Source organism: Oleiphilus sp. HI0080 (assembly GCF_001635135.1).
Genome location: NZ_LWFU01000321.1, coordinates 1 through 16,178 on the forward strand (window position 1 = coordinate 1; position 16,178 = coordinate 16,178).

Annotated in this window: 14 protein-coding genes; 10 read left to right on the plus strand and 4 right to left on the minus strand. The window is 49.0% G+C overall.

The window, feature by feature from the left end; translation table 11 throughout:
* From gspH to gspE, 4 genes are all read right to left on the minus strand, one after another.
* On the minus strand, positions 1-305 hold a 305-nt coding region (gene gspH / locus A3751_RS03810), incomplete at its 3' end, for a type II secretion system minor pseudopilin GspH (RefSeq protein WP_068452304.1).
* A 47-nt stretch (positions 306-352) separates the two neighbouring features.
* A complete protein-coding gene (gspG, locus tag A3751_RS03815; protein ID WP_304439006.1) occupies positions 353-796 on the minus strand; it encodes a type II secretion system major pseudopilin GspG in 444 nt (147 codons plus the stop codon).
* Positions 797-829: 33 nt separating this feature from the next.
* On the minus strand, positions 830-2,041 hold the full coding sequence (gene gspF, locus A3751_RS03820) for a type II secretion system inner membrane protein GspF (protein WP_068452309.1): 1,212 nt from the start codon (positions 2,039-2,041) through the stop codon (positions 830-832).
* Positions 2,042-2,043: 2 nt separating this feature from the next.
* On the minus strand, positions 2,044-3,588 hold the full coding sequence (gene gspE / locus A3751_RS03825; RefSeq protein WP_369821223.1) for a type II secretion system ATPase GspE: 1,545 nt from the start codon (positions 3,586-3,588) through the stop codon (positions 2,044-2,046).
* A 334-nt stretch (positions 3,589-3,922) separates the two neighbouring features.
* Here gspE and A3751_RS03830 point away from each other — a divergent pair, with 334 nt between their 5' ends.
* The 10 genes from A3751_RS03830 to ggt form a co-directional block, all read left to right on the plus strand.
* Positions 3,923-5,914, plus strand: a complete 1,992-nt coding sequence (locus A3751_RS03830; RefSeq protein ID WP_068452312.1) for a methyl-accepting chemotaxis protein — start codon at positions 3,923-3,925, stop codon at positions 5,912-5,914.
* Between the two features lie 98 nt (positions 5,915-6,012).
* Entirely contained in the window at positions 6,013-6,702 is a 690-nt protein-coding gene (locus A3751_RS03835) for a type II secretion system protein N (RefSeq protein ID WP_068452315.1), read from the plus strand.
* A gap of 2 nt (positions 6,703-6,704) precedes the next feature.
* Positions 6,705-7,466, plus strand: coding sequence for a transglutaminase-like cysteine peptidase (locus A3751_RS03840; RefSeq protein ID WP_197466164.1), 762 nt, complete (start codon positions 6,705-6,707; stop codon positions 7,464-7,466).
* A gap of 79 nt (positions 7,467-7,545) precedes the next feature.
* Positions 7,546-7,935, plus strand: a complete 390-nt coding sequence (locus A3751_RS03845; RefSeq protein WP_068452318.1) for a MerR family DNA-binding transcriptional regulator — start codon at positions 7,546-7,548, stop codon at positions 7,933-7,935.
* A 32-nt stretch (positions 7,936-7,967) separates the two neighbouring features.
* A complete protein-coding gene (locus tag A3751_RS03850; RefSeq protein WP_369819933.1) occupies positions 7,968-9,140 on the plus strand; it encodes an isovaleryl-CoA dehydrogenase in 1,173 nt (390 codons plus the stop codon).
* A gap of 26 nt (positions 9,141-9,166) precedes the next feature.
* Positions 9,167-10,774: a carboxyl transferase domain-containing protein gene (locus tag A3751_RS03855; RefSeq protein ID WP_068452322.1), complete on the plus strand. Its 1,608-nt coding sequence runs from the start codon at positions 9,167-9,169 to the stop codon at positions 10,772-10,774.
* Between the two features lie 13 nt (positions 10,775-10,787).
* Entirely contained in the window at positions 10,788-11,567 is a 780-nt protein-coding gene (locus A3751_RS03860; RefSeq protein WP_068452324.1) for an enoyl-CoA hydratase-related protein, read from the plus strand.
* Positions 11,568-11,646: 79 nt separating this feature from the next.
* On the plus strand, positions 11,647-12,546 hold the full coding sequence (locus A3751_RS03865; protein WP_068452326.1) for a hydroxymethylglutaryl-CoA lyase: 900 nt from the start codon (positions 11,647-11,649) through the stop codon (positions 12,544-12,546).
* A gap of 16 nt (positions 12,547-12,562) precedes the next feature.
* Complete coding sequence (locus tag A3751_RS03870; protein ID WP_231876837.1) at positions 12,563-14,602, plus strand: acetoacetate--CoA ligase; 2,040 nt, start codon at positions 12,563-12,565, stop codon at positions 14,600-14,602.
* A gap of 3 nt (positions 14,603-14,605) precedes the next feature.
* A partial coding sequence (gene ggt, locus A3751_RS03875; RefSeq protein ID WP_068452328.1) for a gamma-glutamyltransferase occupies positions 14,606-16,178 on the plus strand: 1,573 nt, incomplete at its 3' end.

Consider the following 16,178-nt stretch of genomic DNA (forward strand, 5'->3'; position numbering starts at 1 on the left):
GGCAGCTCGTTGGCTTGCAAAATAGTGCTTGAAGCCGTTTGCCAAGACTGCGCATCCTCGTCGTAGGTAATAAAGCTATACCCCTCTTCGAAAATCTGCATACCAATCTCGGTATTGGTGAATACTGCCTCATTGGCAGCCGTGCGAAGCAATGCATGCAGGCGATTGGTTTCGATTTCGAGCTCTCTTGTTTGATTTCCGCCGATTGACGTTGTTGCAAGGCTCGTTAACAAACCAAGCAATACCATCACGACGAGCAGCTCTATAAGCGTGAAGCCAAACTGACTCAATCGTGCAGAACGCATGATGTTGCTCCTCAAAGGGCCACCGACAAGATGAGCGCTAGATAAAACTAGTTAAGATCATGAACACTAATGTCCGCACCCTCTTCGTCGCCGCCTTCGCGCTGATCAGGACCGAAAGAATACAAATCATAAGGGCCTTCAGAGCCTGGGCTGACATATTGGTATTCAACGCCCCAAGGGTCTTTAGGCACGCTTGGCAAATAACCACCCTTATTCCAGTTTTTAGCTTCGGGCGAACCGGAGGGCTTGGAGACTAAGGCCTCTAACCCTTGTTCTGTGCTGGGATAATTAAAATTATCGAGTTTGTACAAATCAAGCGCACTGGAAATATTCCTAAGTTGCGTTTTCGCAACGCCGATTCTCGCTTCTTCGCCACGCCCTAGAATGTTTGGCGCAACTACAGCCACTAACAATCCCAAAATCACCATCACTACCATTATTTCGATTAGCGTAAAGCCAGACTGCTTAGAGGACTGATTCAACGATCGCATTTCCATACCTATACCTTATTTAAACTTCTATTTTTAACCGACCAAATTACTCATACCAAGTATTGGCAACATAATAGCGAGCACGATCACCAAAACGACCGCCCCCATAAACAGCAGCATAAGAGGTTCGAATAGCCCAACGATTGTCTCAATTAACGCGGCTAAATCGCTCTCCTGATGCGACGAAGTTCGTTCCAACATTTGATCCAGCTCACCGCTAGATTCTCCACTTGCAATCATGTGTACCATCATTGGTGGAAAGTAACCGGTATTGTCTAGCGCCTTGTGGAGACTGGCGCCCTCACTAACTTGTTGAGCGGCAACCTGTAAAGATCCTTTTAGGCAGTCGTTACCGAGCACCTCAGAGCTAATTTTCATCGCCTCGACCAGAGGGACGCCAGAGCTCGTAAGAATGCTTAGTGTGCTTGCAAATTGCGCGGTATTTGTGCCGCGGCTAAGCTTTTTAACAAAAGGCATCATGAGTAACTGTTTATGCCAAGCAAAACGAAAACTTTTCTTGCGCAGCATGTAACGAAAGACGACAAATGCAAGAAACATCAACACCGCAAGCGCCCCACCCCAAGCTGCGAGGAAATCGCTAACATTAAGCAGCCCCTGGGTTAGCGGTGGCAAGGCCTGACCATTGTTGATGAACACTTCAATAATATCGGGAACAACATAGGTGAGTAGGAACACCACAATGGCAATGGCGACGACAGAGAGGATAATTGGGTAGATCGCAGCGAGCTGTATTTTTTGCCGCGCAGCTTGTCGACTCTCGGTGTAATCCGCTAAACGATTCAGCACCAGGTCTAAATGTCCCGCAGCTTCACCCGCCGCAACAGTTGAACGATAGAGTTTAGGAAAAGCGCCCGGATACTCTGCAAGACTGTCAGCCAGCGTAAAGCCTTCCATCACTTTTGACCGAATGGCCAAAATCATACTCCGTATCGCCGGCTTTTCGCTTTGCGACGCTACTGCTGTGAGCGTTTCCTCAATCGGTATACCGCTCTGAACGAGTGTCGCAATCTGCCTTGTTATTAAGGCGAGATCCCGAACGCTCAAGCCCTTGCGACGCACCAGCAACCCGTTCGAACCCTTTTTCTCAACAGCTTGATTAGCCTCAAGCGGCATCCAGCCCTTGTCGCGCAGCAATTGCCTTACTTGACGCGCAGAATCCGCCTCAAGCACACCTTTTTGCTTACGGCCACGCTGGTCTAAAGCGACATAATCAAAAGCAGCCATAGTTATCCTTTATGGGTAACGCGCAGCAATTCATTCACGGTCGTTATGCCGCTAAGCACCTTACGAACGCCGTCATCAAAAATCCCCGGCGACTGTTCGCGCGCAAGCTGCTCGAGCTGTTGTTCACCCGCGCGATCATGAATAAGCGCTCTTAATTTCGCTTCTATCTCGACCACTTCGTAGATACCCATTCGGCCGTTGTAACCAAGATGGTTACACTCAGAGCAGCCCTTGGCCTTATAAAGCGTCGGAGCCGCTGCAGGATCGACACCCAGCAAACGCGCCACACCTTCATCTGCCTCATAAGGCTCTTTGCATTGTTCACACAAAACACGAACAAGGCGCTGAGCAATAATTCCAACGAGACTACTACTAATCAGGAACGGTTCGACCCCCATGTCCATCAACCGAGTAATCGAGCCAACGGCCGTATTTGTGTGTAACGTTGATAAAACGAGGTGGCCCGTCAAACTCGCCTGCACTGCAATTTCTGCCGTCTCTAGATCACGGATTTCACCAATCATCACGACATCTGGATCTTGCCGCAATATAGCGCGAAGACCTCTCGCGAAGGTCATATCAACCTTTGTATTGACTTGTGTTTGCCCAATGCCTGGAAGGTTGTACTCAATAGGATCTTCAACGGTAAGGATATTGCGAGAGCGGTCGTTTATCTCAGAAAGCCCCGCATAGAGCGTAGTGGTTTTACCAGACCCTGTCGGACCCGTGACAAGCATAATGCCATGCGGTTGGGCGAGTATGCTCTTTAGCGCATTCAAATCTCGATCAGTCATACCCAAATGATCCAGCCGCAGCCGTCCCGCATTTTTGTCGAGCAGCCTAAGTACGATGCGCTCTCCATTTGCCGAAGGCATTGTCGAAACACGAATATCCACCTCACGACCACCAACGCGCAGTGAAATACGACCATCTTGGGGGATTCGTTTTTCGGCAATATCTAGCTTAGACATTACTTTGATACGCGAAACAAGTAATGGCGCCAAGGCACGTTTTGGCTTGACAATTTCACGCAGAATCCCATCGATGCGAAACCGCACGATGAGCTGCTTTTCGAAGGTTTCAATGTGAACATCCGATGCTGCAGTTTTTACCGCCTCAGTCAAAATCGCGTTAATGAGGCGAATAATGGGCGCATCGTCTTCCTGCTCGAGCAAATCTTCTGTCTCGGGCACAGAGTTAGCAAGACTGGTAAGATCCATGTCGTCGCCCAAGCCTTCAACCATCTGCATCGCTTCGGCAGAGTCATTCTGATAGGCAATATTCAGGTATTCATCAAACTCCTGCTCACTCGCCAACTCAAAATCAAGGCGACCGCGTGTAATTCGATTCAACTCCGCAAACGCTAAACTGGTCAGGCCAGGCCGATATACAATTTTTTGCGACTCACCATCCTGAACGATCACCGCGCCCTGCTTCTTTGCGAAAGAGAACGGCAAGCGGTCAAACAGAGCCAATTCAGTAGCAACGGGATCACTCTCGATACTTTGTAGGTTTGCTTGTTCAGGCGTTTCGTGTAACTCAGACACTCGGTGCTCTCTCACTATGTCAGGGACAGATTAATCGTACTATTTTTATTGTTTATCTAGGGTCGCACATTCTATGTGCATTCAATATGAAATCGTTCTGCTAATACATTAAATCATTGTAAGCGCATGTTAAACACGCCTATTGGCAGGAAACATTACCCTGTTCGCGTTTTGTGAGCCTATGCTTAATAGCAAAATTCATTTTTTGGACTAAATTTACGGCCAAGCTAGTCGATAACACAACTAACTAGAATTGAGACCGAACAACACAAATATGTGGCGCGAGACCTTGCTGGCATAGCGCGCTACCTGAGGAGATTACTTGAACGCTTTCATGTCCCCCGCGATTGCATTGATGAATCGCCTTAGCTACAACCAAAAGTTTGCGCTGATTAGTATACTTTGGCTCCTTCCGATCGTTTTTCTCGGTTGGGTGCTCTACAGCCAGCTTCAGAAAGAAATCAATGCCTCACAAACTGAACTAACCGGCAGTGAAACATATTTTGGCCTAATTAGCTTAGAGCACGAGTTCCAACGTCAAATTGACTTTGAATCACTCAACAGACAGCGCCAAAACCCCGCATTCGCAGACGCGATCAGTCGCAGTAAGTCCAATAACTCTCAAGCAATTACCGATCTAAAAGCTGCGAACAGTGGATTATTTGAAGAACAGCTCAGTGAGATTGACAACAATATCAGTCAAATTAGCAGCACCTCGCAAGCAATGGATATTTCAAGCCAACGAGGTTCTTATAGAAAGCTTGAAAGCTCGTTTACTCGACAGATCACCAAAGTTGCACAGTTAAGCAATCTTGCCCTCGACGCGGACCCATACGTTCAGCGCCGCTTTCAGCTCATCAACACACTCAACGACACGCTCTCTAGCACATTCGCCAATGTACGTACCTATGGCGTCTATTCGCTTTACGACGGCAACCTGAGCTACTTAGCTAGCGACGAACTCAACCGGCAATACGAAGCACTTCTGCTGACGGACGACAGACTGAGAAGCATTGTTGAAGAGGATAGCGAAGGCTTATCGCCTCAACTTCTCTCTGCATTACAGAATTTGCGGGATAAAGTGAACCAGCTTATTGCTACCATTGATGATGATCTGATGAATGCCGTCCGACTATCGCTTGACTGGAAATTATTTAGCAACGAGGTGGACGAGCTTTACGTTTCCCTTCAGTCACTCAATGACGTAGCGAAGGCAGAACTTCAACACGTACTTGAAGAACGCCTTGCTGAGCAAACCGGGTATTTAGGGTTCCTTTTCGGTGCGATCTTCATCATATTGCTTATCATTGCCTACCTTTATACGGGCTTTTCACTCTCCGTGAAAAAAGCCATCGCATCCTTTTCGGTCGCGGCGCGCAAAGTTGCCTCTGGCGACCTTACTGTAAAAATGGAAAAACAATCTTCCGATGAATTGGGTGCTTTAACGTTCTCATTCAACGATATGACCATGCAGGTTAAACAGCTGATCGAAACCGCGCGCTTTATGATCAAGGGCTTATCTGCTGATGCGCATACATTAAACCAGCTCGCGACCACAACCAGAGATACATTCCATAAACAACGCGATGAAACCGATGAGATTTCAAATGCTATGTCTCAAATGGTGGCCGCAGTAGGCGAAGTCGCACAGAATACCTCCCAAACCTCCGATGCGGCTCATCAAGCAGAAGGACGGGCTCAAGTAGGACGTACGATCGTCGGCGAAACAGTAGAATCTATCCATCGACTTGCAAACGAGATCAAAACCTCCGTCGGCCATATTGATCAGGTGTCTGAAGATAGCAGAGAAATCACGAATGCCTTGGTAGAGATAAAAGCGATCGCAGAACAAACTAACCTTCTCGCATTAAACGCAGCAATTGAAGCTGCCCGCGCCGGCGAGCAGGGCCGAGGTTTCGCGGTTGTTGCTGACGAAGTAAGAACCCTTTCGCAACGCACCCAAAAATCAACCGAAGACATCGACAAGATGGTTGATAAATTGCACAAGGGCGTCGCGTTAGCCGTTGACTCCATGAACAAGAGCCATAGTTCAACGGAGGAGACTGTTTCCCACAGCTCAGAGGTTAGCCAGGCACTTGAGCAGATCGTGGATAGTGTTTCGAGCATCGTAGATATGAGTCAGCAAATTGCGGGCGCAGCAGAAGAGCAAGCCATGATGACTGAAAACATTCAGAAAAGTGCCAGTGAGATTTCTGACCTTGGCGGTCAATCTCAAGCCCATGCCGATGACGCATTTAAAGCAAGTGAGCAACTTATAAACAGCACGGACAACCTCGAAACGCTGATTAACAACTTCAAAATCTAACAGCACATTAAGCACCAAGCCAAACATGTTGTGATACATTGAACAGCATGTTTGGCTTAGCTAGCGTACGCTAGCATTTTGTTTTGGGGTAATTCTGGATGTTACACAAGCGACTACCTTTGCTGATTGCGCTTGTTATTATTCTCGCAAGCATCGGCTTGAGTGCCTTTCAGCTCTATCCGCTTTATCTTGAATATTCTGGCGCCACAGCCACCTCGAAAAATCTCGGTCAGTCGATATCAACGACAGACTCTCTCCCATCTGCCAATGCACAACAGAACAAGCCAACCAACCGTAATATCGCCGACTACTCGATGTTTGGCAGTTTCAACGCTTCACAGGCGGTTGAGCAGGACGTCCAAGAGCTCCCAAAAACAAATCTACGTCTGACACTAACCGGAGTCTCTGCGTCCGAAAGCCAAAAACACGCCACCGCATTGATTGAGGGCCCCGACCGTTCTACAGAGAGCTATCGAGTGGGCGACACTCTGCCGGGAAATGCAGAACTTCACTCGGTTCGCAAAGATCGTGTAATTCTAAGCCGCTCAGGGAAGCTAGAGACCTTGTTTTTTACCGAAGGCGACAGCTCAACCCGACTACTTTCTTCGGTCACCAACCCAAGCGCTGCCAACACTGCGCCCTCCGCAAACACCAACTACCAAACGCTCGGGCAAAACCAAGCTCCCCGCATCAGCATTCCTGAGAACGCACCAAAAATTTCCAGCGAACAAAAACAAAGCATCCGAGACAAGCTGAGTGCTCTCAGATCGAGGCTTCGTAAGCAGTGACAGTGAGTCTTAGGCTAGCCAAGCACGCTAAGGTCTTAGTCAATCTGTCGCCCGGCACTATCGCTCCATCAAGGCTCGCTGTTTTATTTGTGACGATTTTTCTTGCTGTTTTTAACACTCAAGCCGTCGAGTTTAAGAGCAAACTACTCGAAATCGTAGAACGTCGCTTCGGGGATGACGCCGTCGACCGGTTGGTAAATTGGCAATTGCTGGCTTTAGATCTCAAGAAGAACTACAACGAACAATTTGAACTGGACCATCTCAAGCAGGTCAATGACTTCTTTAATCAAGCGCGGTTTGCAAGCGACGAAGAGCTTTGGGACGCAAAAGACTATTGGGCGACGCCGGTAGAATTACTCGCAAAGAACGCAGGTGATTGCGAAGACTATGCGATCGCAAAATTTTACACCCTCGTTTATGCAGGCTTTGATGAGGATAAATTGCAGATATCTTATGTCAAAGCCCTTGAGCTTAATCAAGCACACATGGTTCTCGCCTATTATTCGACACCTGACGCAGAACCATTGATTCTCGACAATATTGAGCCCGACATCCTGCCAGCGAGCCAACGCCCGGATCTCGAGCCAGTCTATAGCTTTAACGGGCTCGGGCTGTGGCTTAACCGCTTTGAGCGAGAGTCTGCAAAGCGCATTGGTAACGCAGGAATAATGGAGCAGTGGAACGATATGCTTCGTCGTCAAGGAATCATGCTGCTTGAACGTGAAGCCAAACAGAACAAAGCAAGTAAAGACAATCAAAATTGACCGCTAGCTATTGACGTTGACGTTAACGTCAATCCATACTGCGCTGAGTATTATTCATAGTCTTCTGCGCGCAAAAAAAATGGAACGAAAGACCTACAACATCTCGGAGTTATCTAGCGAGTTCGATATCACAACCCGCACAATGCGGTTTTATGAATCGGAAGGCCTCCTACACCCAACCCGCAATGGGCAAAACCGCATTTATGATGATTCAGATCGAGTCCGTTTAAAACTGATACTTCGTGGTAAGCGCCTTGGGCTCTCTCTCGCCGAGTCGAAAGAATTGATCAATATGTATTCGCCCGACGGCAATAATGAAGACCAGCTTCAAAGCCTGCTGTACAAAATTCGAGAGCGGCGAGAAGCGCTTGCGCAACAGCTGATCGACATACGCGCGATGGAAAATGAATTAATGGGCGCTGAAGAGCGCTGCCTTGAAGCGCTAAAAGCGCTCCAAACCAAACAATAAAGATAATTGATTACAGAACCCCGGAGTCATTCATGAGCATCGCCTCAATGCAAAACCTGAACTTTAACCTCGGCGAGACCGTCGACATCCTTAGAGACCAAGTAGCCTCTTTCGTTACTTCCGAGATCAAGCCGCTCGCTGCCAAAACAGACAGCGACAACGAATTTCCAAACGAATTATGGAGAAAGCTAGGCGATATTGGTGTGCTTGGGATGACAATCTCCGAAGAGTATGGCGGCTCTGGCTTGGGTTACCTCGCACATACCATTGCGATGGAAGAGATCAGTCGAGGCAGTGCGTCAATTGGCCTAAGCTATGGTGCACACTCAAACCTTTGCGTTAACCAGATCTATCGCAACGGCAACGACGAACAGAAACAAAAATATCTTCCTAAGCTTTGCTCTGGCGAGCACATTGGCGCTCTGGCAATGAGTGAACCGAACGCCGGAAGCGATGTGGTCAGTATGAAGTTACGAGCTGAACTCAAAGGCGATCATTATGTGTTGAACGGCACAAAAATGTGGATCACTAACGGGCCTGACGCCCATACTTACGTAATCTATGCCAAGACCGATGCAGACAAAAAAGCGCATGGTATTACTGCATTTATCGTCGAGCGTGACTGGAAGGGCTTCTCACGCTCACCTAAACTAGACAAGCTTGGTATGCGGGGTTCAAACACCTGTGAGCTCGTATTCGACAATGTCGAGGTCCCCATTGAGAATGTTCTGGGTCACGAGAACAAAGGTGTTCAGGTGCTCATGAGCGGTTTGGATTACGAGCGAATCGTTCTGAGCGGTGGGCCAACGGGCATTATGCAAGCCTGCATGGACAACGTTGTACCCTATATCCACGAACGTACGCAGTTTGGTCAGCCAATTGGTGAATTCCAACTTATCCAAGGTAAAGTGGCCGACATGTATACAACTATGAACGCGTGCAAAGCTTACCTATATGCCGTTGCCCAGTCAGCTGATCGCGGCGAAGCGACTCGAAAAGACGCCGCAGGCGTGATCCTTTATTGTGCTGAGAAGGCAACACAAATGGCCTTGGATGCGATACAGATTCTTGGTGGTAACGGCTATATCAATGACTATGAAACGGGGCGATTGCTTCGTGACGCCAAGCTTTATGAAATTGGTGCGGGCACCTCTGAAATTCGGCGAATGCTCATTGGTCGCGAACTATTTATGGAAACGCGCTAAGTCATAATTCGTTGAAAGGATAAATCATGCCAGTTCTTCACTCTCAGATATCCGTCAACTCACCCGAATTTGAGTTGCGCGCTTCATCGATGAATGCGTTAGTCGACGATCTTCGCCAGAAGCTGACCAACAACGCGACTTACAGTAGCCAAAAGCTCATCGACCGCCATCGCGCAAAAGGCAAGCTGCTCCCAAGAGAGCGGCTTGCCCACCTACTCGATCCCGGGACACCTTTTTTAGAATTGTCGGCACTTGCCGCTCACGAGGTCTACGAAGAAAGCGTCCCAGGTGCCGGTGCGATATGCGGTGTTGGCATCATCAATGGAACAGAGTGCATGGTTGTTGTGAATGACTCAACAATCAAGGGTGGCACCTACTATCCATTGTCAGTAAAAAAGCACTTACGCGCTCTAACCATCGCCGAGGAAAACCGACTCCCTTGTGTCTATTTAGTGGATTCAGGCGGCGCTAACCTGCCCAACCAAGACGAAGTGTTTCCTGATGAAGACGACTTTGGAAATATTTTTTATCGTCAAGCAAATATGTCTGCGAAAGGCATTCCCCAGATCGCTGTCGTGCTCGGATTGTGTACAGCTGGGGGGGCCTATGTTCCAGCAATGGCTGATGAAAGCATAATGGTTAGAGAACACAGCACGATATTTCTAGCTGGTCCTCCTCTCGTCAAGGCAGCCACTGGCGAAGAGGTGAGCGCTGAAGAATTAGGTGGTGCAGACATGCATTGCAAGGTGAGCGGGGTTGCCGACCACTATGCAGATAGCGAAGAGCACGCCTTGCAAATTGCCAGAGACTGCGTCGCTCATCTGAATTGGCAAAAGCAAAACCCTATCGGTAGACAGCAACCCCATGCGCCGCTTTATTCCCCAAGGGAAATCAATGGCGTTGTGCCGAGTGATTTGAAGACGCCCTATGATGTGCGAGAAGTGATCGCACGCATTGTCGATGGTTCTGATTTTCAGGAGTTTAAGAAACAATTCGGCGAAACATTGGTTTGTGGCTTTGCACATATCGATGGATACCCTGTCGGCATCATCGCAAACAATGGAATTTTGTTTTCAGAATCCGCCCAAAAAGGCGCGCACTTTATAGAGCTCTGCTGTCAGCGCAAAATCCCCTTGGTGTTTCTGCAAAACATTACGGGGTTTATGGTCGGCAAGGAGTACGAGGCAGGCGGCATCGCAAAGCACGGCGCAAAAATGGTTATGGCCGTCGCATGCGCGAAAGTACCCAAGTTCACGGTGATCATTGGCGGGAGTTTCGGTGCTGGCAACTACGGCATGTGCGGACGAGCGTACCATCCTCGTTTTCTATGGATGTGGCCCAATGCCCGAATTTCGGTGATGGGTGGTGAACAAGCAGCAGGGGTGCTCGCGCAAGTAAAACGAGATAGCTTAGAAAAGCGCGGCCTGAACTGGAGCGATGAAGAAGAGCTGGCGCTGAAGACACCTATCATTCAACAGTTCGAGGAGCAGTCCCATCCCTATTACGCAACAGCGCGTCTTTGGGATGACGGGATCATCGAGCCTGCAGACACGCGAAAGGTGTTGGCAATGGCGCTGTCTGCATCAATGAATGCCGCGATTGAAGATACGCATTTCGGCGTATTTCGAATGTAAGGGAATACAAACAATGGAATCACCAGTTGTTCTAACCATTGCCGGCGCTGTAGCCCGACTGACGCTCAATCGTGCCGATAAGCACAATGCCTTCGATGATGAGATCATCGCATTGTTGATTAGTAAGCTCGAAGAGGTCAAAACGCAAAACGAGGTGCGAGTGCTTGTGCTGCAATCGACAGGAAAGAGCTTTAGTGCGGGGGCTGACCTCAATTGGATGAAAAGGATGGCAACACTAAGCTATGAGCAGAACATGGACGACGCACGTCAGCTCGCTTTGCTGATGCACACACTAAACACCCTTCCAATCCCAACGATCGTTAAAGTCCAAGGTGCCTCCTTTGGCGGAGCTATCGGCCTGATCAGTTGTTGTGATATTGCCATCGCAAGCGACAAAGCGAAGTTCTGCCTAAGTGAAGTGAAACTCGGTCTGTCCCCAGCAACCATCGGCCCCTATGTTGTCCAAGCCGTCGGAGCGCGACGTTGTCGTCAGCTTTTCCTAACAGCCGAGCTTTTCAATGCAGAACAGGCCGCCGACTGGGGACTGGTGCATAAACTCGTCGCTAGCGAGCAGCTTGAGCAGGAAGTCGATTCAACGATCAACCAAATACTCCAGAGCGGCCCCAGTGCCAGCAAGGCAACCAAAACATTAATTGCAGACATCGAGCGAGGTCTCGACCAGCCTGCCGAGCATACTGCAGAGTTAATCGCCCGCCTTAGAGTGTCGGAGGAAGGACAAGCCGGTCTTACTGCATTTTTTGAAAAACAGAGCGCGCCTTGGATAAAGCAATAACAACCAGATGCATTGCCGTAGCGGACAACATTTAGGTGAAACAACGAGGCACATAGGTGCAAGCGAGGATTTTTAAACGATGTCAGAACATGTTCGAGTCGTGGAAGTTGGACCAAGAGATGGCCTGCAAAATGAGAAACAAACCCTGCCTCTCGATACTAAAGTCGAGTTAGTCAATCGCTTATCCGACTCAGGCCTGCAGTATATCGAGACAGGCAGCTTCGTCTCACCCAAATGGGTGCCGCAAATGGCAAATAGTGGTGCATTGTTTGAACAAATCAACCGAACCAAAGGGGTAACGTACGCAGCGCTCACACCGAATCTCAGAGGTTATCTCGACGCGCATGAATGTAACGCAGACGAGGTTGCTGTGTTCGCCGCGGCGTCGGAAGCCTTTAGTCAAAAAAACATAAACTGTTCAATCTCCGAGAGCATAGAACGTTTTAAAGACTTAGCGCAGCAAGCAAAAGCGGATGACAAAGCAATTAGAGGCTACGTAAGCTGTATTTTCGCCTGCCCATATGATGGAGCCATACCGGTTAAACAGGTAATACAAACTTGCCAGCAACTATTTGACCTTGGGTGTTATGAAGTTTCACTTGGGGACACCATCGGAGTTGGTACCGCTTACGATACAAAACGATTACTCGCGGCCATGTCTGAGCACTTTGATATGGGCAAACTTGCGTTGCATTTACATGATACCTACGGCCAGGCTTTAGGGAGCGTGTATGCGGGTCTAGAGGCGGGAGTTCGCTGCTTTGATGCTTCTATCGCCGGGCTCGGGGGTTGCCCTTATGCGAAAGGTGCTAGCGGCAATCTGGCGACAGAAGACCTCGTGTATCTGCTTAATAGCGGCGGATTCACTACGGGTATCGCGCTCGACTCACTGATTGAAGCGGGTGAATTCATCTCCAATGCACTTGCGCGCCCTACTCACTCTCGCGTAGCGAATGCAATGAACACAAGATCAAACTAAGCCGGCAGGACATAAAGTGGAACTCGACATAAATCAAGCAACAGAGAAGCCGTTATGGTCTCCCTCCAATAAAGATCTCAACGACAGCGTGATGGCTCGATTTTCTGCCTGGCTCGAAGCGAAACAAGATACTCACTTTGATGGCTATGCCGCTCTCCATCATTTCTCCGTAACGCAACCGGAGATATTCTGGGATTCGCTATGGGATTATTTTGGCCTGATCGGCGAACGCGGCTCACAAAAAGTGCAAGATCTGAAGCGACTTCCGGGCGCTGTTTGGTTTCCTGACTCAAAGATTAACTTTGCTGAAAACCTGCTCCGTTATGCAAAAGACACCCCAAATCAGATCGCATGTACGGAAAGTAACGAGCACGGCATTATTCAGTCAATTACCTATTCAGAGCTTGCAAATAAAGTGGCAACACTTGCCACTGAGTTGCGCAAGCTCGGCGTTAAGGAGAGCGATCGAGTTGCGGCGATCAGCACAAACTCGCATCATGCCATTGTTGGCATGCTTGCAACGGCCTCCATCGGCGCTGTCTGGTCTTCTTGCTCGCCCGATTTTGGCGTAAGCGGTATTCTAGATCGATTCGAGCAAATACGACCTACCGTGCTTCTTGCGTGCAATCGATACCAATACGCAGGCAAGGTTATTGACTGTGTTGAAAAGGTCACGCTCGTAGCGGAAGCACTGGATTCATTGCAAGCAATCATATGCTTTAATCCATTAGCCACGGAAGCGGATGCGGCAGATCAATGCGATGGAGATGTCGATACGATCAATACCAATGTTCCAATATTTCGATGGAATCGCATAGTAAACAGCCAGAGCATACCGCCTCTCCAATTTACGCGCGTCGCTTTCAATGCGCCCTTGTATATATTGTTCTCATCGGGCACGACCGGTAAACCAAAGTGTATCGTCCATGGTGTCGGCGGCACCTTGCTGCAACATGTTAAAGAGCTTGCCTTGCATACTGACGTAACCTCAGGCACGCGCTTATTCTATTTTACAACCTGTGGTTGGATGATGTGGAACTGGTATGTCTCCGGCCTCGCACTGGGGGCATCGCTCGTACTCTATGATGGTTCCCCTTTTCATCCCAAGCAAAGCGTCCTATTTGACCTGGCCGATGACGCACAGATTGAGGTCTTCGGAGCAAGTGCAAAGTACTTTTCAGCCGCCGAAAAGTTCGGCTTGAAACCTCGCCAAAGCCACAACCTAACATCTTTAAAAAGCATACTTTCAACCGGCTCCCCCCTTGTGCCAGAAAGCTTCGACTATCTCTACCGAGATGTATCGCATGATGTGAGAGTGTCGAGTATTTCAGGCGGAACAGACATCGTTTCTTGCTTTGCGCTGGGCTCTCCAACCCTACCGGTTTGGCGCGGCGAGCTCCAATGCGCCGGGCTTGGAATGGACATTGATTTTGTCGACGAGCAAGGCGTATCGCTTGATCAGGGTAAAGGAGAGTTAATCTGTAGAACCGCGTTTCCCTCCATGCCTGTTTGCTTCTGGAAAGACACAGATGGCTCGCGATACTTCGATGCCTATTTCGCCCGCCACAATAATAGTTGGGCACATGGCGACTTTGGCGAACTCTGCCAACACAAGTTGAACGATGGTTCGCATCAACGCGGGGTAATGATTCACGGTCGCGCTGATGCAGTGCTAAACCCTAATGGGGTGAGAATAGGTACAGCTGAAATTTACAGGCAGGTAGAAAAGGTGGACGCTGTATTTGAATCTCTTGCAATCGGGCAAAAATGGCATGGAGACGAGCGCATTATTCTCTTCGTCAAACTGCAACATGGCCAAGTACTCTATGAAGCACTTAAAAACGACATAAAGCAAATTATCCGCACCAACACGAGTCCAAGGCACGTTCCTGCTAAGATAGTCTCAGTGCCAGATATACCAAGAACACGTAGTGGTAAAATTGTTGAGCTAGCGGTTCGCTCCATTGTTCACGGTGAAGAAGTGAAAAACACAGAGGCATTAGCGAACCCGGATGCACTGGACTATTTTCGAGATCTCGTCGATCTGAAGGATTAAGCCATGAACAGAGCGTTCAACTTCAAAACGATCATTACTCTGATGATCACTTCTGCGGCCACCCTGTCCGCAAACACGCACAGCGCGCCTCAGCAAAGCGATATGCTCGAGCCCGAATCCGCGACGGGCAAATCTGCATTGGTTCAAAACGCGATTGCTCAAACCAAGCAGCTGGAGGCATCCAAGCACATGGTCGTCAGTGCAAACCCCTACGCCAGTAATGCAGCGCTTGAAGTGCTTCGCAACGGAGGAAACGCATCCGATGCAATGGTAACCGTGCAAACCGTACTTGGTCTTGTTGAGCCCCAATCTTCTGGCTTAGGCGGTGGCGCATTTACACTTTACTTTGATGCAAAAAAGCAGAAATTAACGGCGTATGATGGTCGCGAGACAGCGCCATTGGACGTAACGCAAGACCTTTTTCTAGCCAAAGATCAAACCCCTTTAGGTTTCTTTGAAGCCGTTGTTGGTGGGCGTTCTGTAGGCACTCCCGGGACCGTAGCACTTTTAGGTCACATTCACGGAAAATACGGAAGCAAGCCTTGGGGTGAACTTCTCGAACCGGCAATCAAACTCGCGGAGCAAGGATTTCAAGTCAGTCCAAGACTCGCAAACGCGATCGCAACAGATCGTGAGCGACTAAGCACGGATGCCGATTCGCGCGATTACTTTCTTCCAAACGGTGAGCCCCTAGCACAAGGTATGATCGTCAAAAATCAAGCTTATGCTGATGTACTGCGTATGCTTGCAGCCGAAGGCCCTAAGGCTTTCTACACGAAGCGCTTTGCGCAAACGATTGTTGCTAAGGTTCAGTCCTCTGCGAACAAGGGATACTTATCTGTCGATGACTTCACCCGCTATGAGGTTGTCGAGAGAGAGCCGGTTTGTGCTCCCTTTTTGCGTTATCGCGTTTGCGGCATGGGACCGCCGAGCAGCGGTGCTGTATCGGTGGGCCAAATACTCATGATGACTGAGGCGGCAAACACGTCTGATTACCCACCAGAATCAGCCGATGCGTGGCAAGTAATTTCAGACGCAACACGCCTCTCTTTTGCGGATAGAAACACCTATCTCGCCGACCCAGATTTTTTCGATGTGCCTGGCTGGCTGCTCAATGAAAACTATATTCAACAGAGAGCCGCCTTGCTTACTGTTGGCAAACCCTTAACACAGGTTGCTCCAGGAACCTTTCAGAATAACGCGCAGAGTAGCGTGGTCGAAGGTATTCAAATCGAGCAAGCGTCGACGACGCACTTTTCAATCGTGGATTCTCAGGGCAACGTTCTCTCCAGCACCAGTACGATCGAAAATGGATTCGGTTCAAGATTGATGGTGAATGGTTTCTTGTTAAACAATGAGCTAACAGATTTTTCATTCTCGTATGAAAACGAACAAGGTTTGATCGCGAACCGTGTTCAAGCTGCAAAGCGGCCTAGATCGTCGATGGCCCCCACCATCGTTATGGAAACCGGCGCCCCCAAAATGGCCATTGGATCGCCCGGTGGATCAAGGATCATTAACTATGTTGCCAACTCGCTGATACGCACTTTAATGTGGAATCAGCACCCTTATAACG